21 protein-coding genes are annotated in these 19,177 nt (G+C 58.6%); 6 read left to right on the top strand and 15 right to left on the bottom strand.

Annotation, left to right across the window (positions count from 1 at the left end):
- Positions 1-264 (bottom strand): TraC family protein, encoded by a 264-nt coding sequence (locus ACQZ5Y_RS24485; RefSeq protein ID WP_121557961.1) that lies wholly within the window; start codon positions 262-264, stop codon positions 1-3.
- Positions 265-511: 247 nt separating this feature from the next.
- On the opposite strand from ACQZ5Y_RS24485, the gene traA reads away from it, so the two are divergent.
- Genes traA through ACQZ5Y_RS24465 form a run of 4 tightly spaced genes read left to right on the top strand, consistent with a single transcriptional unit; the run spans position 512 to position 6,491 of the window.
- Complete coding sequence (traA, locus tag ACQZ5Y_RS24480) at positions 512-4,144, top strand: Ti-type conjugative transfer relaxase TraA (protein WP_121557926.1); 3,633 nt, start codon at positions 512-514, stop codon at positions 4,142-4,144.
- 56 nt (positions 4,145-4,200) lie between these two features.
- On the top strand, positions 4,201-4,707 hold the full coding sequence (gene traF / locus ACQZ5Y_RS24475; RefSeq protein WP_233283755.1) for a conjugative transfer signal peptidase TraF: 507 nt from the start codon (positions 4,201-4,203) through the stop codon (positions 4,705-4,707).
- Positions 4,697-5,863, top strand: coding sequence for a conjugal transfer protein TraB (locus tag ACQZ5Y_RS24470; RefSeq protein WP_121557928.1), 1,167 nt, complete (start codon positions 4,697-4,699; stop codon positions 5,861-5,863). Before traF ends, ACQZ5Y_RS24470 begins: the two co-directional genes overlap by 11 nt.
- Positions 5,864-5,876: 13 nt before the next feature.
- Positions 5,877-6,491, top strand: a complete 615-nt coding sequence (locus ACQZ5Y_RS24465) for a TraH family protein (protein ID WP_121557929.1) — start codon at positions 5,877-5,879, stop codon at positions 6,489-6,491.
- Between the two features lie 34 nt (positions 6,492-6,525).
- Here ACQZ5Y_RS24465 and ACQZ5Y_RS24460 read toward each other — a convergent pair whose 3' ends face one another.
- Entirely contained in the window at positions 6,526-7,146 is a 621-nt protein-coding gene (locus ACQZ5Y_RS24460) for a hypothetical protein (RefSeq protein WP_121557930.1), read from the bottom strand.
- On the bottom strand, positions 7,143-7,322 hold the full coding sequence (locus ACQZ5Y_RS24455) for a hypothetical protein (RefSeq protein WP_052821072.1): 180 nt from the start codon (positions 7,320-7,322) through the stop codon (positions 7,143-7,145). The genes ACQZ5Y_RS24460 and ACQZ5Y_RS24455 overlap by 4 nt, the downstream gene beginning before the upstream one ends.
- A gap of 350 nt (positions 7,323-7,672) precedes the next feature.
- On the opposite strand from ACQZ5Y_RS24455, the gene traR reads away from it, so the two are divergent.
- Positions 7,673-8,377 (top strand): autoinducer-binding transcriptional regulator TraR, encoded by a 705-nt coding sequence (traR, locus tag ACQZ5Y_RS24450; protein ID WP_121557931.1) that lies wholly within the window; start codon positions 7,673-7,675, stop codon positions 8,375-8,377.
- Positions 8,378-8,387: 10 nt separating this feature from the next.
- On the opposite strand, the gene ACQZ5Y_RS24445 is transcribed toward traR, so the two are convergent.
- Positions 8,388-8,687: a transcriptional repressor TraM gene (locus ACQZ5Y_RS24445; protein WP_121557932.1), complete on the bottom strand. Its 300-nt coding sequence runs from the start codon at positions 8,685-8,687 to the stop codon at positions 8,388-8,390.
- A gap of 345 nt (positions 8,688-9,032) precedes the next feature.
- Between ACQZ5Y_RS24445 and ACQZ5Y_RS24440 the strand changes: the two genes are divergently transcribed.
- Positions 9,033-9,344, top strand: a complete 312-nt coding sequence (locus tag ACQZ5Y_RS24440) for a hypothetical protein (RefSeq protein ID WP_121557933.1) — start codon at positions 9,033-9,035, stop codon at positions 9,342-9,344.
- A gap of 6 nt (positions 9,345-9,350) precedes the next feature.
- On the opposite strand, the gene trbI is transcribed toward ACQZ5Y_RS24440, so the two are convergent.
- From trbI to trbB, 11 genes are read right to left on the bottom strand one after another with little or no spacing between them, the layout of a single operon-like run.
- Positions 9,351-10,643 carry an IncP-type conjugal transfer protein TrbI gene (gene trbI / locus ACQZ5Y_RS24435; RefSeq protein ID WP_121557934.1) on the bottom strand — a complete coding sequence of 431 codons (1,293 nt, stop codon included), beginning with the start codon at positions 10,641-10,643 and terminating at the stop codon, positions 9,351-9,353.
- Between the two features lie 15 nt (positions 10,644-10,658).
- Complete coding sequence (gene trbH / locus ACQZ5Y_RS24430; RefSeq protein ID WP_233283745.1) at positions 10,659-11,105, bottom strand: conjugal transfer protein TrbH; 447 nt, start codon at positions 11,103-11,105, stop codon at positions 10,659-10,661.
- 3 nt (positions 11,106-11,108) lie between these two features.
- Positions 11,109-11,939: a P-type conjugative transfer protein TrbG gene (gene trbG, locus ACQZ5Y_RS24425; RefSeq protein WP_121557935.1), complete on the bottom strand. Its 831-nt coding sequence runs from the start codon at positions 11,937-11,939 to the stop codon at positions 11,109-11,111.
- A gap of 14 nt (positions 11,940-11,953) precedes the next feature.
- Positions 11,954-12,616: a conjugal transfer protein TrbF gene (locus ACQZ5Y_RS24420; protein WP_112671253.1), complete on the bottom strand. Its 663-nt coding sequence runs from the start codon at positions 12,614-12,616 to the stop codon at positions 11,954-11,956.
- A gap of 21 nt (positions 12,617-12,637) precedes the next feature.
- A complete protein-coding gene (gene trbL / locus ACQZ5Y_RS24415; RefSeq protein WP_121557936.1) occupies positions 12,638-13,816 on the bottom strand; it encodes a P-type conjugative transfer protein TrbL in 1,179 nt (392 codons plus the stop codon).
- Positions 13,810-14,013 carry an entry exclusion protein TrbK gene (trbK, locus tag ACQZ5Y_RS24410; protein WP_121557937.1) on the bottom strand — a complete coding sequence of 68 codons (204 nt, stop codon included), beginning with the start codon at positions 14,011-14,013 and terminating at the stop codon, positions 13,810-13,812. The genes trbL and trbK overlap by 7 nt, the downstream gene beginning before the upstream one ends.
- On the bottom strand, positions 14,010-14,819 hold the full coding sequence (trbJ, locus tag ACQZ5Y_RS24405; protein ID WP_121557938.1) for a P-type conjugative transfer protein TrbJ: 810 nt from the start codon (positions 14,817-14,819) through the stop codon (positions 14,010-14,012). The genes trbK and trbJ overlap by 4 nt, the downstream gene beginning before the upstream one ends.
- A complete protein-coding gene (locus ACQZ5Y_RS24400; protein WP_121557939.1) occupies positions 14,812-17,247 on the bottom strand; it encodes a conjugal transfer protein TrbE in 2,436 nt (811 codons plus the stop codon). Before ACQZ5Y_RS24400 ends, trbJ begins: the two co-directional genes overlap by 8 nt.
- A gap of 10 nt (positions 17,248-17,257) precedes the next feature.
- Positions 17,258-17,557, bottom strand: a complete 300-nt coding sequence (locus tag ACQZ5Y_RS24395; RefSeq protein WP_121557940.1) for a conjugal transfer protein TrbD — start codon at positions 17,555-17,557, stop codon at positions 17,258-17,260.
- Positions 17,550-17,942, bottom strand: a complete 393-nt coding sequence (locus ACQZ5Y_RS24390; protein ID WP_121557941.1) for a TrbC/VirB2 family protein — start codon at positions 17,940-17,942, stop codon at positions 17,550-17,552. The genes ACQZ5Y_RS24395 and ACQZ5Y_RS24390 overlap by 8 nt, the downstream gene beginning before the upstream one ends.
- Entirely contained in the window at positions 17,932-18,897 is a 966-nt protein-coding gene (gene trbB / locus ACQZ5Y_RS24385; protein ID WP_121557963.1) for a P-type conjugative transfer ATPase TrbB, read from the bottom strand. Before trbB ends, ACQZ5Y_RS24390 begins: the two co-directional genes overlap by 11 nt.
- Between the last annotated feature and the right edge of the window lie 280 nt (positions 18,898-19,177).

The following is a 19,177-nucleotide window of genomic DNA, read 5'->3' as shown; positions in this document are numbered from 1 at the left end:
TCAAGCCTCCTGAGATTGGCCCGCAGCCTGGCCAGCCCCGACTGCCGTCTTCGCGGCACTTGCACCTGCTTTACCGACGTTCCGAAACCGATTGGCGATTTCCTCGAAGGCAGATTGAAGCTCACCTGCCTCGACGTCGAAATCTCCAAGGCCCGCCTTCAATGCGATGCGCCCGATCCGCTCGGCATCTCGCGTCTCAGCCTGTTTCAGTTCCTCCTGAAGTCGAGCGAGTTCCTCGCGGATTTTTGCTGTAGTCTTCTTCATGACGGCGATCTCCTGTCTTCTTTGCGTGGCGATGAGGTCCAACGGTCCCTCAATTTTCTCCCGCTCGAAAGGTGCAAATTTGCACCTCGCCAAAGCGCCAGCTTTTGGCGAATGATCCCGCCGTTTCGAAGAAGCGGATCCAAGGGCGCAATTATACGTCGCTGATGCGACGTGCTCGAAGAGCGGCCTGGCGGGGCCGCCGCAGTCTCCGAAACGACTGGAATCGTTTGCTAAAGGAACTCTACCTGTGGCCGTCCCGCATTTCTCAGTCAGCATTGTCGCCCGCGGCTCCGGCCGCAGCGCTGTGTTGTCTGCGGCGTACCGGCACTGCGCGAAAATGGATTACGAGCGGGAAGCGAGGACAATTGACTACACCCGCAAGCAGGGGCTCCTTCACGAAGAGTTCGTGATCCCGGTCAACGCTCCGGACTGGTTGCGGGCGATGGTGGCGGACCTGTCCGTTTCTGGAGCGTCCGAGGCCTTTTGGAATAAGGTGGAGAGTTTCGAGAAGCGGTCAGATGCCCAGCTTGCAAAGGACGTTACCATCGCACTGCCGATCGAGCTCTCGGCAGTGCAGAATATTGCCCTGGTCAGGGATTTCGTGGAACGGCACATCACCGCTTTCGGCATGATCGCCGACTGGGTCTTGCATGATGCGCCGGGCAACCCGCATATCCATCTGATGACGACGCTGCGGCCGCTGACCGAAGATGGTTTCGGGGCGAAGAAGGTTGCGGTCCTCGGACAAGATGGAAAGGCTCAGCGCAATGACGCTGGCAAGATCGTCTACGAGCTTTGGGCCGGTGGCGCCGCCGACTTCAACGCGTTCCGGGACGGATGGTTTGCCTGTCAGAACCGGCATCTTGCCTTAGCCGGTCTCGATATCCGCATCGATGGTCGTTCCTTCGAAAAGCAGGGGATTGCGCTGGAGCCGACCATCCATGTTGGTGTCGGCGCCACGGCGATCGAGCGGAAGGCGGATGAAGCTGGTGAGACAGCATCCAGCGCTGCGGTAAAGCTCGAACGGATCGAGCTCCAGGAAGAGCGCCGCGAGGAAAATGCGCGGCGGATCCAGCGCGATCCCGGCCTCGTCCTCGATCTCATCACGCGGGAAAAGAGCGTTTTCGACGAACGCGATATCGCCAAGGTTCTGCACCGCTATATCGACGATCCGACCCTGTTTCGAGATCTGATGGCGCGGGTCCTGCAGCACCCGGATGCACTGCGGTTGGATAGCGAGCGGATCTCGTTTTCCACGGGTGCCAGATCTCCGGCAAAATACACCACGCATGACCTCATTCGCATCGAAGCGGAGATGGCGAACCGCGCGCTTTGGCTCGGGCGGCAGCACATACACCGTGTTGCGAGCCGCGTTTTTACCCAGGCGTTCGAACGGCATGACCGGCTTTCGGACGAGCAGAAATCAGCGATCGAACGTATCGCTGGTAAGACCAGGATTGCCGCCGTTGTCGGGCGCGCAGGAGCTGGCAAAACCACGATGATGAAGGCCGCTCGTGAGGTCTGGGAAGCGGCCGGCTATCGCGTTGTCGGCGCAGCCCTCGCAGGGAAAGCCGCCGAAGGTCTGGAGAAGGAAGCAGGGATCGCGTCACGCACTCTCTCGGCCTGGGAGCTGCGCTGGGATCAGGGTCGCGACCGTCTCGATGACAAGACGGTTCTGGTTCTTGATGAGGCCGGCATGGTCTCCTCACGGCAGATGGCACGTTTCGTTGAGGAAGCCACAAGATCCGGTGCTAAACTGGTTCTCGTCGGTGATCCCGATCAGCTCCAACCGATCGAAGCGGGTGCGGCCTTCCGCGCCATTTCCGAGCGGATTGGCTATGCGGAACTGGAGACGATCTACCGTCAGCGCGAGCAGTGGATGCGCGACGCCTCCCTTGACCTCGCTCGCGGAAACGTCTCGGCCGCGCTCGTCGCATACGAGAGCCAGGGTATGGTCCGGACGGGGTGGACACGAGACGATGCGATCTCGACTTTGATCGCCGAATGGGACCGCGAATACGATCTAACGAAGACGTCGCTGATCCTCGCCCATCGCCGTCGCGATGTCCGGATGCTGAACGAGTTGGCGCGCAGCAAGCTCGTTGAACGTGGTCTGGTCGAGGCTGGCCACGCCTTCAAGACGGAAGACGGGCTCCGGCAATTTTCGGCCGGTGACCAGATTGTCTTCCTGAAAAACGAGGGATCACTCGGTGTCAAGAATGGCATGCTGGCGCGTGTGATCGAAGCTCAGCCAGGCCGCATCGTTGCGGAGGTCGGCGATGGCGATGATCGTCGTCAGGTCGTGGTCGAGCAGCGCTTCTACGCCAATGTCGATCATGGCTATGCCACCACGGTTCACAAGAGCCAAGGTGCCACCGTTGATCGGGTAAAGGTTCTGGCATCGAGCACTCTGGATCGACATCTCACCTATGTCGCCATGACTCGCCATCGCGAGACGGCCGAGCTGTATGTCGGGCTGGAGGAGTTCGCCCAACGGCGCGGTGGCGTGCTGATTGCCCATGGTGAAGCACCCTACGAGCACAAGCCGGACAACCGGGCCAGTTACTTCGTCACGCTCGGCTTTGCCGATGGCGAGGAGCGCACCGTGTGGGGCGTCGATCTTGCCCGTGCGATGGCGGCGGCGGATGCAAGCATTGGTGATCGCATCGGCCTTCAGCACGATGGTTCCGAGCGCGTCACTCTGCCGGATGGCACCGAAGCCGATCGCAATACCTGGAAGGTCGTGGCCGTCGAGGAACTGGCAGTAGCGAGACTGCATGAACGGCTGTCGCGCGACGGATCGAAGGAGACGACACTCGACTATCAGAACGCGTCTTCTTATCGCGCTGCGCTGCGGTTTGCGGACGCGCGCGGGCTCCATCTGATGAATGTCGGGCGCACCCTACTGCGCGATCGGCTGCAGTGGACCGTCCGTCAGAAGGACAAACTGGCCAATCTCGTCTCGCGGCTGGCTGCCGCCGGGAGCCGGCTCGGACTTCGCTATAACGCCGCCGGCGAAGCACGCGCGCGCGAAGCATCTGAAACCCGAAACCAGACCAACTCTGTCATCCAGGAGGATAGGAAGCCCATGGTTGCCGGCATCACTTCATTTGCAAAATCAATCGAAAAATCGGTCGAGGACAAGGTTTCGGCTGATCCCGCGTTGAAGAGCCAGTGGCAGGAGGTCTCGGCCCGCTTCCACCTCGTCTATTCCGATCCGCAGGCGGCGTTCAACGCAGTGAATGTCGATGCCATGGTTGCCAATTCCGAGACCGCGAAGTCGACTCTCACGGCGATTTCCAGGCAGCCGGAAAGCTTTGGGCCGTTGAAAGGAAAGACGGGGCTTTTCGCGGGCAAGGCAGATGCCCAGGCGCGAGAGACGGCAATTGTGAATGCCCCCGCGCTGGCGCGCGATCTGGATGGCTACCTGCAAAAGCGGGCCGAGGCAGAGCGGCGCTATGAGGCGGAAGAGCGGGCCGTTCGACTGAAGATGTCGATCGATGTTCCGGCGCTGTCCGATGCAGCCAGGCAGACCCTCGAAAAGGTCCGTGATGCCATCGACCGCAACGATCTTCCTTCAGGCTTGGAATACGCGCTCGCAGATAAAATGGTGAAGGCAGAGCTGGAAGGGTTTGCCAAGGCGGTGTCCGAGCGCTTCGGGGAAAGATCGTTCCTGCCGCTGGCCGCGAAAGAGGCGGACGGCAAGGTCTTCGAAAAGCTGTCGGCCGGCATGGCGCCGGCACAAAAAGCGGACCTTCAATCGGCCTGGAAGACATTGCGAACCGTGCAGCAGCTCTCAGCCCACGAGCGAACGGTGACTGCCCTGAAACAGACGGAGACGATGCGTCAGGCCAAGACCACCGGGCTTTCTTTGAAATGAGTGCCGAAGTGCGAGACAGAAGGCGAGCTTTACGTCCGGGACAGGTCGTGGTCGTCATGTTGGGAGCGGCTGCGCTCGGGCTTGCCACGATGTTGTATGCCGGATTTGGCGCTGGCATCAGGGTCAATACCACGCCAAGCGAGCCGCTCGGGATCTGGCGCATCGAACCGCTCACTCGCGTCGTTGCCATCGGTGATCTCGTCTTTGCCTGCATGCCGGAAGGCACCGCGCACGCGGAGGGTAAAGAGAGAGGATATCTGCGCTGGGGACTTTGCCCGGGCGAAACGGGGCCCTTGATCAAGCGCGTGGTGGCGGTCGGCGGGCAGACGGTAGAGGTGGACGGTTCGGTATCGATCAACGGTGTGCCACTTGCCAATTCACAAGTGAGCGAACGCGATGGCCAGGGACGCCCTCTTCAGCGCTATCGCGGAGGTGTCGTGCCGTTCGGTGATGTGGTCCTACACTCTCCCTACCCCGGCTCGTGGGACAGCCGGTACTTCGGACCAATCCCGCAGACAGGTATTCTTGGATTGGCGCGTGAGGTGCTGACCCATGACCCCTGACCAGCGAAAGACTTCACTTCTCGTCGTTGCAGCGATCAGTTGCGGCTGGATTGGCTGGAGCGGATCAATTCTTCTTCTTCCTTTGTCGGCAGCCTTTCCGTTTCTGTGGTCTCGTGCGGCCGGTCGAGCCTCCGCTGCGCTCATATCTGCGGGATATTTTCTGGCTGCATCACGGGGATTGCCGCAAGGCGTGGCGAACTTCTATCAATCCGATCTGTGGCCAGGACTTTTGCTGTGGCTCGTCGCGTCGAGCAGCTTTGTTCTTGTACATGCAGCCCTGTGGACCCGTCACGAAGGGCGTCGCCTCGGTATCCGGTCCGTCGCAGCGATGATCCTCATGGCCGTACCGCCATTTGGGATCGTTGGCTGGGCGCACCCCGTCACCGCCGCGGGCGTCTTGTTTCCCGGGTTGGGTTGGGCAGGTCTCGCAGCAATGGCAACCGGCCTCACGGTCATGGTGACCCGATATTGGCCGGCTGCAGCCGTTGCCCTTGCGGGCTGCTGGCTCTGGTCCGCCGCGTTCTGGACACCACCAGAAATAGAGCGCGGCTGGCACGGCGTCGACCTCTATATGGGCAGCAAATTGGGCCGCGACGGCAGCTTGGCCCATCACCGTGACCTCGTTGCAACGGTCAGGCAGATCGAGCAAGCGAAAGGAGATGTGGTTGTTCTTCCCGAAAGTGCGCTTGGACTTTGGACACCTACGTTGGAAAGTCGCTGGCAAAGGGAACTTCAATCCGGTCGACATGCGGTTATCGCCGGTGCAGCGGTCGTCACCGAAGCGGGCTACGACAATGTGCTCGTGCACATCTCTGGCTCAAGCGCCGAGGTGGTCTATCGCGAGCGAATGCCCGTCCCGGGTTCCATGTGGCAACCGTGGCGCCGGCTCGTCGGAGAAAGTGTGGGTGCTCAAGCGCACTTCTTCGACAACCCCGTGGCCGCCATTGGCGGGAAAAAGGTCGCGCCGCTCATTTGCTATGAGCAGTTGATCGTCTGGCCAATCCTGCAGTCCATGCTGCATGAGCCGGAGTTGATCCTCGCCGTCGGGAACGGCTGGTGGACGACGGGGACGAAAATCGTTGCCATTCAGCGGATGAGCGTCGAGGCCTGGGCTCGCCTCTTCGACAAACCATTCGTGATGTCCTTCAACACGTGACAAGGAGAAAGAAATGGATGCTGCCCTGACGGACAATTGCTTCGATGCGGCGCTACCACCTGCCATAGTCGAGCAGTTCATTGCATCTGCCGGCTCTGATGATCCCTTGGCCATCACGATCAGGCAAGGGGGGCGCCTGGTCCTGATCCCGAAGCAGAGGACGCCGGATGAGGCGCTGAGCACAATCAAGGACTATGTCGGTCGCGCAGTGGTGAGGGTCGGTGTGACGCAGCTTCCCGCCGGAATAGGAATTGCTGACGCATCTGATCTACAACCGGATATTTTCGACCGCTGTGAGAACTTGCGCACCGGGACCGCCCTGTTTGCGAAGGTGGCGCGCATCGTCACCAAATGGTATGGCAGCCCCACCAACAACCAGCTTCTTCCGCAGATGCTGGATGACGCAATTTATGCCTGGAAAACAGGAGACTTCGAGGGACAGAATGTCTTCAAAGCCGAAGATCCGGGCGGACCAACTTTCTTCGGGAAAGGGTCCGGGGAGCATCAGCAAGCGGTGCCCGCCAGTGAGCCGGAACCTCACGAAGAGGAGAACACAGCGGCTGAACCGATGAACGCTTCCGACGCCGGTATCCGAATCGATCTATCCCGGATTGGTGGACAGAAATGATGTCGGTTTCTCTGAAGAGGACGATGTCATGCAGTCAAGGCGCCAGCGCTTGCGTCGACAGAGCAGTTCCACTGTCTCGAGGAAGGAAGAAGCCCTTGATGCAAGCATCTGTCCTGACGGCGATCTGCGTATGCGTCCTCTCACGAAAGCGGGCACCGTCGTAAATTTCGTCACCTTCGGGGAATAATCCGCGAACGGTGTCGAATTCGGGCGCGCCGGTTTCCTTCACCAGGGTATGCACGTAGTTGATGACGGCGCAATCAAGTCTGCGAACGAGTTTGTCGGCATTCCTGTCACCTTTTGCGTCGAGGTTGATAGGCATTTTTTCCCCGATTGCGTCGAACTGGCCTTTCAGCATGCGATAGCTGGTCTGGACAAGGGGAACGTACTTGCGCGTGATAAGGTCGAGGCAGTTTCCCAGATCGATGATTGCGCCCAAAACGAACGGCTCACTGTATGCGCCGCTGGCCGCCTTCTGGCTTGCCCATTCAAATGCTCTTTGCGGGTCATTTTCCCAGAAATAAATACCCGAGCCGAGCCAGTCGTATGCCTTCTCACTTGGAAGGAGTGCCGACGTACCCGTCAAGGCTGCCATACCGACGGCCTTGTCGCAGCCGTGGTAACCCAGAACATATGCAGGATAATTTGAACTCAAGCTGCAGCAGCTTCCTCGGCATCCTCATCGTCGGAATACTCCGGTGCGAGTTTGCCTTCTACCGACAGGATCCCGGCATCGACGAGATGACGACGAGCATCCTCTGGAGACTTAGCGGCGTCTTCCGTCCGCTTCTCCATCAGCGCAATCAGCGCCTCCAATTGGATATCAGTCATAACATCGACTCCTCGGGCAATTCTACAGTTACGTTATTTACACGAAATCCGCCTTGGGATCAAATCGCCTGCACGCCCTGTCCCAGCAATCCAGCTGCAGAACCTCATTGCGTGGAGAAGTTGTTATGTAGTGTCTATTGCCTCAACCAGTTGGAAAAATAGAACGTTAGCGGTTTGCAATTCAACTCATTGAAGGTACAAACTGTTCAATAGTTCGGATTTTATGGCTAAAATGCAATCTAGGATGCCCCACTATCACGCGGATCACTGTTGGATCGCGCTGTAACTCAGAGTCCCTCCAGGAGAGAGGGGTACGGTTGGCGGCGCCTTGAAGCGGTGAGGTATGATTGATGGCCCAGTGGGTTGAGAGACTTTTGGACATTAATGCAATCGCGCGCGATCAGACGACCCTGAAATCGGCACTTGCAGAACTGGCAGACAGGTTCGATTTTTCCGGATACGCCTTCGTGAACCTTCGCCCCGGTCAGGCCTATGGCGTCTCGAGCTATCATCCAGAGTGGCAGACGCGATATCGTGACAACGGGTTCCAACTTTTCGATCCAGTCATGACACAGGCACGACGCCTGATGCGCGCATTTTCGTGGTCGGGCAGCGCAGAACGGGGCTCCTTGTCCGCCAAGGAAAAGGCCTTCTTTTCCGACGCGTCCGATTATGACATCCGATCCGGCGTCTCTATCCCCATCGCCACGCCGAACGGTGCAATCTCAATGCTGACTTTTGCTTCCTCCAAGCCGAAGCTGATCCTGGAGCGAGACATCGATGCGATTGCGGCCGCTTCGGCCGTAGGGCAACTGCATGCCCATATCGAGCATTTGCGGATCAAGCCGACGATCGAGGAGCAGGTCTATCTGACACCGAAGGAGGCCACCTACGTTCGATGGATCGAGCTCGGTAAAACCGTCGATGAAACGGCCGACCTCGAACAGGTAAAGTACAGCACCGTGCGCATTACCTTGGACGGGGTTAAGGAGCGTTACAACCTGACCAATAATACGCAGCTGGTAGGACTGGCTGTACGCCGTGGGCTGATCTAATTTGCGTTGATCAAAGCTTCGGGGTCCGGCCCAGAATCTTCAAGAGCGTCGTCAGTGCAGACATCTGGGCATGCATTTCGATAGTCGCCTGAAGGTAGGCTACATGTGTAGAGCTGCCGGACCCAGCCCCGGATCGCTCTTCGGCCGAAAGGGTTTCGAACAGAGCTTCTGCTTTCTGCACGAGTTCACGGTGGATCATTATCGCCTGCACCGTCAGAACCTCGACAATCGGTTCCGGCACGTCCGCAAGCAGGCCGATCAAAGGCCTGAGTTCCACATCAATCTGAGCGCCATTCGCCTCATCGGCCATGGCCACGTCCTCCCAAAACAAAAGCGCGGTTCGCCCCCGCATTGCTTCCTGACCCCTGGCGATCGGGGAGTTTGTAACCGAGAACACTCAGCCCATGGACCTTTAGTTCGGTGGAACCTGGACATACGTCCACGGCTCCCCGACCATAGATCGAGGAATTCGGCGCTCTAACGGCGAGCACCAAACCGGTGTTCTTCGGGTTACAAAGCCCGGAGGCAGCGCGTACTGCCTCACCGCCGCTTATAGCGGGTGGCAGACGAGTCTTCCACTGCAGTTTTGCACATTGTCTCCTTTCGCCCCCGATGCGAGTTCTGGGTCTTTCACTCAAGGAGCGGAGATAAACTTATGGCAACTATGGGCGCGGGGTCGGCGATCGACGATTTGCTGACGGGTATCCTCTCCCGAACCGACGAGGGTTTCTGGATGATGCCGGGTACCGACGGCACCACGACCTATTTTGCCCGGTCCGCGGACCCAGCGTATCCGCCCCTGGGACAGGCGCACGCCTCAATCGATGGGGAAGAAGCAAGGTTGCTGCCCGTTCCGGACGTCTTCGTCATCCCCAGGACGAAACACCTGTTACTGCATCGCCGAGACTACGAAGCTCTTGCTCGCCTTCTTGCAGGTGATGGCATCAAGCCAGTTATTGCCAATTGACGGGGGTTAGTCCGCGTAAATGCCAGGAAAGATCACGTCCTGGTCGACCATCACGTTAAAACGATACCCGGGTCTGATCTTGATAGTTGGTTGAACATTCAGGTTTTTGGAAATCGTTTGTTCCGCCACCCGTCCAAACGTTTCGGCGAAATTCCTGCGCGCGGCGTCGGAAGCCGTGTCCTGGGTGGCAAGGGTAGAACTCTCCGGCAAGGACATGTCGATACCGGTTCCAATCAAGGCGACGAGCGCCGCCGAGCCGAATGTCCGCAGATAGTGATTGTCGACTTTGTCACGGAAGCCGCCGTAGCCCTCGGCATCCGTGCCAGCCATCCCTCCGATCTGAAGTGTTGAACCATTCGGGAAAATAATGTCAGTCCAGACTACAAGCGCGCGGCTCTGGCCAAAAGATACCTTGCTATCGTAGCGACCGAACAGCTTCGTTCCCTGGGGAGCCAGCAGATAGTGACCCGTGGCGCTATCGTAGACGTTCTGGCTGACCTGCGCGGTGATCCGGCCGGGGAGATCGGAATTGATGCCGGTGATCAGCGTTGCCGGGATCACCGATCCCCGCTTGAGCTCGTAGCGGGATTGCTGTGGCACGACCCGGTTGGGCAAATAGCCGAGGTCCTTGATATCGGAATTGAAGAAGTCCTCCTTGGATGCCTGGTTGTTTTGATCGCCGACCTGGCCGCCGGCAGCCGCTTGCAGTGCCGCCGCGTACAGATCGGATGCTCCACCGATCGGCTGCGCTCTTCGTGACATGCCAGCCGATCCCGATCCGGTGTTGTCGACCTCGGATATGTCGATTGTCAGCGGTGAATCAAGGGCTGCTGCTTTTGCTTGCAGGCTCGCCATGCGCTGCCGCTGTTGTTCGCGTGCGATCTGTTCACGCTGTTCCCGCAACATGCGTGCATTCCACTCCTCGTCGGATTCCATCTGAGTGCGTGCTGGTTGCCGCGGCTCGGTCCGTGGCTCTGCTGAAACTGGTTGCGCGGATTCCTGAATGGGTTGGATCGGGGTAGGCTGAAATCTTGGCGAATCGTCTCGATCGCCAATAATGCCATCCGCCACGCCCCGCTTCATCTGTTCGGCAAAACTGGATGCAGGCGCGTTGCCGCCCCCTTCCTGGGGCATCTGTTGACCGAAGCGAAGCCCTCGAGAGGATAGGCCGTAGACCAGAACGGAAAGGAAAAGAACGGTGATACCTATCCCCACAAACAAAGGGAGGCGGTTCAATCGCTTCATACCCTTGTCGTTGGCGGAAAGATTGGGGTTACCGAGTTGGAGCGATTGAACCATGAGCCATCTCCGCCGTCAGTTGCGTTTCATAAGGGAAAGCGGGCTGGCGGGAGCAGCCATTCCATTGGAGACGGTATATGCCCGGCCCAGTTCGAGTTGATCGGTAGACAGTCGCGCAAGCACCTGCCCGTCCGAGGATGCAAGAGAGTAGGCCAGCTCCATGCGCTTTGTTGCATTCGCGGTCCCTGCTGATTTGTCGTCCGTCACTACCGTGTAGCCCCAGCCCTTTAATGCGGCCTCGAGAGCGACCGCAAAGTCAGAGCTGTCCCTGTGCAATCTGATCGGCGTCGCGGTCGATCCCGCCTGCTCGGCGAAGCGACCCGCCAGATCGCCTGCAATGGCACTTGCGGCCGGGCCGCTCAGATCTGTTGGAGCAGCGCTGGTAGTGAGCCCATCGGTGGGCGTTTGGCAACCTGTGAGGCAGATAAGGACGACAGCTGGGAAAAAATGGCGCATCCGCATTGGTCACCCTCCCCTTCTGATCGTGACTTTTTGCTGTCTCCAGCCGACCCCGGAGATCAGGATTGCCCTGTCGATGTTGTAGTCGACGATCATCATGTCGTTCTTCATGCGGTAGTTCACAATCCGGTTCTGACCGCCAGAGACGACGAAGAGGACAGGCGCGTCCTGCCCGGAAATTACTCTCGGAAACTGGATGTAAGTCTTCTGCCCATCGGAGTAGACCCGTTTCGGACGCCACGGAGCATTCCCGCTGAGTGAATATGAGAACGCAAGCTGCTCGGGGGGAACGCCACCGCCCGGACCGCTCATGGATTGGATCCGGGCATTGATGTCGGATAGCTTCGTTGCCGCATCTTCCGGATATTCGAAGCCAACGCGCGCCATATACTGACTCGGATGGGACTTGAGCTGGATGTGGTAGGTACGACGAGAGGTGGTAACGACCATAGACGTTACGAGACCCGGTTCCGACGGCTTGACGATCAGATGGATCGCCTGTCCACCCGCGGCGCCTGAGGTCGCCGGCTCAACCTTCCAGCGAACCGTATCTCCGACCAGGACGTCTCGCACGATCTCGCCTCCCTGCAGTTCGATGTCGCAGACTTGCAGGGGGGAGCAGACCACGGATGGCTGGGTCTCGCCGAACAGGAATATGACCTTTCCGTCCGGCCCGCGTGTGACAAGGCCCGATTGACCACGCCACTTTCCGGACAAAGCCGTGCCTTTGACCTCATTCCCGTTCAGGCTTTGCGCTGTGACCGGAGATGCCGCCGCGATTGCCGTTGCAGCAGCGAGAAGGTATCCTGCGGCCACTTTGCTATTGATCGTCCCCATAGCAGTCCCTGCCCTTACAGTTGCGCGGTCCAGTCGAAATCGGTGACATAGACACCGATCGGATTGAGCCGGATTGTTGCTTCGTCTTGTGGTGAAGTGATCGCGACGGTTGCGATACCGCGGAACCGGCGCGTTGCCGTTTCCTTCCCCTTGCGGTCGCGCTCATATTCGGTCCAGTCGATCTGGTAGGTTTGGTTGGAGAGCGCCACGATATTGTTCACTTCAATAGCCACGGTCGCGTTCACGGCCTTCTCGAACGGGGAATTACCACGGAACCAAGCATTGACCTTCTGGGTCGACGGATCGGAGGTTCTCAGCAGTGCGTAAGTCCGGTCGATGTACTGCTTCTGCACAACCGCATCTGGTGTGATCGAACGGAAGCTCGAGATAAAATTCCCGAGAGTGGCGCGAACGACGCGCGTATCGGCGTATTCGATCTGCTGGGGAAAGCCGCCGGAGACTGTATTGCCGAGCTTATCAACCTCCACGATGTAAGGCACCAGCTTGACCTGCGTGCTGAGGTAAAGCGCATAGGTGAAGCCGATCACGGCCATCAATAATGCTAGAATGCCCACGGTCCTCCATGCGCGCGCCGCCTGGACATAGGATCCATATCGTTCCGTCCATTCCTGCCGCGCGGCAAGGTAAGGGCTGTCGGGCGGCCGGTTCGCTGCCATCGCTTGTTGCCTTCCTGTTGACTACTGGTCGTTTCGTTCGGGCGGCGGCTTGGGGCCGCTTTGCCCGGTGCGGCTCTGATCGAGCTTCGCGTTGGCGAGCCCCATGATCGATCCGGCATAGGCGCCAGGCGAACCGATCGCCTTTTCCTTGGCTGCCGACCCGGCAGCCTTCCCCGCCGACCCAATCCCGGCGCCCATCCCGCGTAGTGCGGCTCCCGCTACAGAGGATCCTGCAGCGCGTGCCGATTGAGCCGCCGCGGCGCCAGCTCCGACTGCGCCCGCGGCCAGAGATGCTGTGCCAAGCGCAAAAGAAGCAGCCTGCCCACCGTGACGGATGGCCTCCATGCCGCCTGAGACAGAGGCACCTTGCACGACACCCTGGATGATCGTTGGCACGTACATCGCGATGATGAATACGACGACAGATATGCCGGCGATTGCGAGGGTTGTGATGAACTGATCGCTGTCTGCCGTTGGCGCCTGCGCCAATCCGAGGAGAACTTCCGAGCCTATCTTCGCAATCATGACGAGTGCCATAAGCTTCATGCCAACGCCGAAGGCATAGATCAAATAGCGGACGGCGAAATCTTTGGTGAAGGACGAGCCACCCAATCCGAGCATGATCATGCCTGCTAGCAGGCCGACGTACATCTCGACCATCACAGCGACAAAGATTGCCGCGACCAACGAGAAGCATATAACGACTACGCCCATGGCAAGGACGGCAGCAATGGCAAGCGCGTTGTCTTCAAATACGCCAAATTTGGCCTGCTCCGACATTTGAGATGCGACACGGATACCAGCATCGAACACCTCGGCTGGCGAGGCGGATCCGCCGTCCGCGCCAATCTGGTAGAGACTATTGACTACGTCCTTCGCAAACGTCGGACCTAAGGTGAGCACGAATGCGAAAAAGCCGATGAACATGATCCGTCGGACGAGTTCGGCGAACCAGCTTTCAAGGGATGCGGCCTGTATAGCGAGCCAGACAGCGGCGATACCGACCTCGATCCCGGCGAGAATCCAGAACAGCGACCTCGCCGCGTCCATGATGGTGGTCTCCCAACCCTTGGCAGCAGCAGAAACCTGGTTCTCAAGTTCCGCCAGGACCTGTCCCTGCTGTGCAAACGCTGGAGTGGCCAGGGCAAGGCAGGCTATCCCCCCGAGTAGGAAAGCCTGTTCGAGATTTCGCTTCACCATCGCGGCCGCATCTCCTGACCTTTCTCGATCGGGGGAAGCTCCTTAGCTCTGCCGAAAAACTTCTCACGGGTGGCGCGTTGCTCCTCGCTCATCTTTGATGACGCCGGGGTGTTCGCTTGGACGAAATAGAAGGTGGTGGCGGAAGCCGCTGCAGCGACCATGACCAGCACCATGACGATCAACACCGGGCGGCTCACCAGCGTGGCTCCATCTTCTGGCCGCTCGGGATCGTGGAAACGTCGGCATTGAAGAATTTCTCACGCCGGGCCTGCGCGAGATCCTTGTCCGTCTGCTCGGTCTGCAGCCATGTCCCCATCATTGTCATTTGCTGGGAAACCAAGCCGCGCAGCTTCTGCATCTGGGACACCTGCTGGGCTGCGATCTGGTGTCCCACCTGGAGGGCTTTCATCTGGCCGTCGGCCGACTCCGACATGGATCGCAGCGAACTCATCGTTCCCTCCTCCGTGTCGAACTGATCGGCTGTCAGGCTTGCCGCCTTCAGCGTGCTGCCGATTGTGTCCCGGTTCGTGTCCGACCAGGACTGGTAGGTGCTCGAGAAGGATTCAGCATTAGGGAGATTGGTTTTCAGGTCCGCATAGCTCTTGAACCGCTGCTGAAGGACATCGTCTGCATTGCCCATTGAGAATGAGATGCTTTGTCCCTGGTCGACAATGCTACGAAGCCTGTTGAGATCGCTCTCAACCTGCCCCCAAATGTGGTTCGGGAGCTGGGCGGTGTTCTGCAGCATGTTCCTGTAGATATTCAGCTGATTTTGGATTTGCTCGGCAAGCTGCGTGATTTGGGTAATCTGGTTTTCGATCTGCGTGCCCGACTGACCGACAAGAGAGACGAGCTCGGCGTTGTTGAGGAGCTGCGTCCACTCCTTTGCTCCCCCGGCAGCCGCGCCAGCATACGACATCGTCGGGGTAGTGATCACGCCGATAGCAAGGGCGACTGAAGCGGCCGTGCATACCGCGTTAGATGACTTCTTTGCATTAGACATCGTGATTAATCCCCCTTTCGATGAGCCACTGCCTGGGCCATTCTTTGCCATGGATGGATTGGAGCGCCCGAATGCGTGCAAGGTCGGATTTCCCGGAGGCGCCGACGAAGGATAGCGTGACCGGACCGAGCGCCATGTCAAAGAGGCGCCGTCCATCCGGTGACGTCACATAATATTCCCGCTTAGGGATGGCGGTGGCCACAATCTCGATCTGACGTTCGTTGAAGCCGATACGTTCATAGAATTCGCGGGTGCCGGTCTCGCGGGCCGCACCATTGGGCAGGCAGATCTTCGTCGGGCAGGATTCCTTCAGGACATCTATGATACCCGAGCGTTCCGCATCCGAGATGGATTGCGTAGCGAGGATGACTGCGCAGTTCGCCTTGCGCAACACTTTCAGCCATTCCCTGATTTTGTTGCGGAACACCGGATGACCAAGCATCAGCCAGGCTTCGTCGAGAATGATCAAACTCGGCCGTCCGTCGAGGCGTTTTTCAATTCGGCGAAACAAATAGGTCAGGACCGGCACGAGATTGCGCTCACCCATGTTCATGAGTTGCTCGATCTCGAAACACTGAAAGCGGCCAAGCGTCAGACCATCGGATTCGGCATCGAGGAGTAGCCCCATCGGGCCATCGACGGTGTAATGATGAAGCGCATCCTTGATCTCGCGCAGCTGGACGCCACTGACGAAGTCTGACAGCGAGCGGCCGGGTGCCGATGCCATCAGGCCGATCTGTCTGGAGATGGCATTTCGATGTTCGGGCGCGACCGTCACACCCTGAAGAGAGATGAGCGTCTCAATCCATTCGGATGCCCACGCGCGGTCGCCTTCTGTCAAAAGTTCCGACAGAGGGCAGAAAGCAAGATGTGCCCCCTCCCCTGCATCGCCGCCAATCTCATAATGATCGCCACCGGAAGCAAGAGTAAGAGGCAGCATCGAGTTTCCCTTATCGAAGGCGAAAATCTGAGCTTCCCCGTAACGGCAGAACTGAGCCGCGATTAACGCCAATAGCGTCGATTTGCCCGAGCCGGTCGGCCCGAAGATCAGGGTATGGCCGACGTCGTCGACATGGAGGTTCAGTCGAAACGGTGTTGAGCCCGATGCCACTTGCATCAGCGGTGGGGCGTCAGGTGGATAGAATGGGCAGGTAACGGTGGGGCTACCTGACCAGACAGAATTGAGCGGCACGAGATCGGCAAGGTTCCGCGTGTTGATCAAGGGTTCTCGTATATTGCAGTACCAGTTTCCGGGTAGGCTGCCGAGAAAAGCATCCGTCGCATTGAGTGTCTCGATGCGAGCGCCGAAGCCTTCGGCCTGAATCAACCGGCGAATGGCTTCGGCTTTTTCCTGGAGAACTTCGCGGCTTTCGTCGAACAGAACAATAACGGGTGTGTAATAGCCATAAGCGACAAGCTGCGAGGACGCTTCAGCAATTGCATCCTCCGTTTCGGCGACCATGGACATGGCATCCTGGTCGATCGATCGGGATTGCGTCTGGAAAAGCTGGTCAAAAAACGGCCGAACCTTCTGCTGCCATTTCTTGCGTGTACGCTCGAGGCGCTGCTTGGCTTCTTCAGCATCGAGGAAGATAAAGCGCGAGGACCAGCGGTAGGTGAGCGGCATGAGATTAAGGCTGTTCAGTATCCCCGGCCAGCTCTCGGCCGGTAGGCCGTCAATGGCGATCACGCCGAGAAAACGATTTTCGACCCGAGGTGTCAGGCCGTGTTCAAGTTCGGCGGTTGTGAGCCAGTCGAGATACATGGGAATTTCCGGCAAACGAACGGGGTGGTTCTCGCCAGTGATGGCAAATCGAATGAACTGGAAAAGCTCGTCATAACGCGCGATCCGTTCTCCGCCGCGCTCTCTCACTTCGCGGGTTTGCATGCGCTGCACCGACACCACATTGCCGAGGTATTGCTCGATCTCCCGGATCGACCGCCGAAACGTATCAAGGACGGTGTCGGCATAGCTCGCCGTTCGGCTTTCACTATCTGAATAGATATAGCGGGTCAGGCCGCTCCGCCGCCGTTCCGGTGGCCGGTAGGTTAGGATCAGCGCTTGTCGGCTCTCGAAATGCCCCTGCTCCCTCTCGAAATGCCGACGCCTTTCGTCATCGATCAAAGCGGTGACTGTGTCGGGGAAGTGGCTTCGCTCGGCTGACGGGTATTCGGTCGTAGGAACGCGAACGGCCTCTACCTGGATCATCCAGCCGGATCCCAGCCGCGAAAGAATGGCGTTGATTTGCCGGGACAGCTCGTTGCGCTCGAAGTCGGTAGCGCTCTCGGAATCAGGACCCGCGAAGTACCATCCGGACATCAGACTGCCGTCCTTTAGAAGCAGGATGCCGTTGTCGACCAGCCCAGCATAAGGGACGAGATCAGCGAAGGACGGGCCAGTTGATCGAAACGTGCGCAGTGCCACCATGTTGCGACCCTCAGAAGCTTCGCCAAGGAGACGATGTCGGCAGGTAATGCGCCCGGTAGCGCATGTGTCGCACATAGACCTGTCGCATGAGTGGATCGGCTTTCGCCATCATTCGGAGCGCTGCGACAACGACGATCCAGATCGCCATTCCGAATAAAGCTGAGTAGAAGGTCAGCACCACAAAAATGAGGATGACCGAAGCAAGCCCGGTCAGTAGAACCAGTTCTCGATCCGCTCCCATAAGGAGGTTTGGGCGTGAGAGCGCGCGATGGATACGGTTTCTCTGGAGTGTGGTGCCGGCCTCAGCCATTGGCCTCCTCCCCTCTCTCCAGGTTTCTCGCCGGTGGTAGCTCCATCTTTCCGGCGACCGTGGGAATGCCAATCGACGCGCCAGTTGCGCCGAACAAACCAACGATCGTGGTGGCACCGAGAAGAATTCCCGCAACGAGCACCACATACACGAGGCGTCGCGCGAAATCGTTGAGCTCGCCACCGAAGATCAACATGCCACCGGCTATAGCGACGGCGGCCAGTGCGATGTACCCTGCTACTGGCCCGGTAATTGATTCCTGGATTTGCTCAAGCGGCCCCTCCCAGGGCAAGCTGCCTCCGGAACTGGCAAACACCGGCGCGGCCACCGATATGCCGAAAAAGGCAGTTAGAATTCCAAGGCGAAGCAGACGTTTATGCGGCATGGCTGTCCTCATCGATTTGCGGATAATGTTCGGTTTGGTAGCGAGAACCGTTGAAGCCCTCGACATGGAGGACCTCTCTCACCCGCCTCCCCCGCCCCGAACGTTCGATCGAGATCACCAGGTCAACAGCTTCTCCAATCACGGCCTGCATCGGCTGCTGGCTTGCTTCAGCGGTCAGTTGTTCCAGGCGGCGAAGGGCAGACATAGCCGTGTTGGAATGGATGGTTGTTACGCCGCCCGGGTGGCCGGTATTCCAGGCCTTCAGCAGGGTCAAAGCTGCACCGTCGCGTACTTCGCCGACAATGATCCGGTCAGGACGGAGGCGCATAGTGCTTTTGAGAAGCCGAGCCATATCGATGGTATCGCTCGTATGGAGGCTGACAGCATTCTCTGCTGCGCATTGGATCTCGGAAGTGTCCTCGAGGATCACCATTCGATCCTCCGGTGCTGTCTTGACGACCTCGGCTATCACAGCGTTTGCGAGGGTCGTCTTCCCGGATCCCGTGCCACCGGCAATCACGATGTTGAGCCGATTATTGATGGCGCTTCGGATGATCGACGCCTGTGCTTCAGTCATGACTTTGGTCACGACATAGTCTTCAAGCGGGATCAGTTGGGACGCGCGCCGGCGTATCGTGAATGTTGGCGAATTGACGACCGGTGGAAGAAGGCCCTCGAATCGATGTCCGCCAATCGGGAGTTCGCCCGAGATTATCGGGCGTTCGCCATCGGCCTCCGATTGTAGCGCGTGAGCAACGGAGCCTATGACGGTCTCCGCCGCCGTCGCCTGCATTTCCCCTGCCGGTGCGACACCGTGCCCAAGCCGCTCGATGAACAGCTTGCCGTCCGGATTGAGCATGATTTCGACCACCGTCGGGTCGTCTAGGGCGACGCATAAGCGCTCACCAAGCGCATCCTGCAGTTTGCGGACAAGGCGGGAGTGCGATTGAAGCATGGTTGACATCGTCCCCTCGTTTGAGTGTTCGGGGGAGACAGACCGCGAGCGCACCACAAAGTCGAGGTGCAAATTTGCACCTCGCGAGCCTCGGGTGATTCCGTCACGTTCGCAGCGATTCTTTCGTTCTCGAGCGGATTCGCGCGATATTTCCGAAAATGAATCACAGAAAAGACGAACGGCGCAAGTTGCTCACGAGCAAGCTAAGCTGTTGATATAAAAAGGTGGTTTGCAGTTTTCGCAGCTCAGTAATGGATGGCTTAAGACTTTGTTAACTTTA

The organism is Agrobacterium sp. A3-95, from assembly GCF_053521785.1.
The sequence above is the reverse complement of the archived record's forward strand: the minus strand, read 5'-3'. Positions and strand labels throughout refer to the sequence as shown.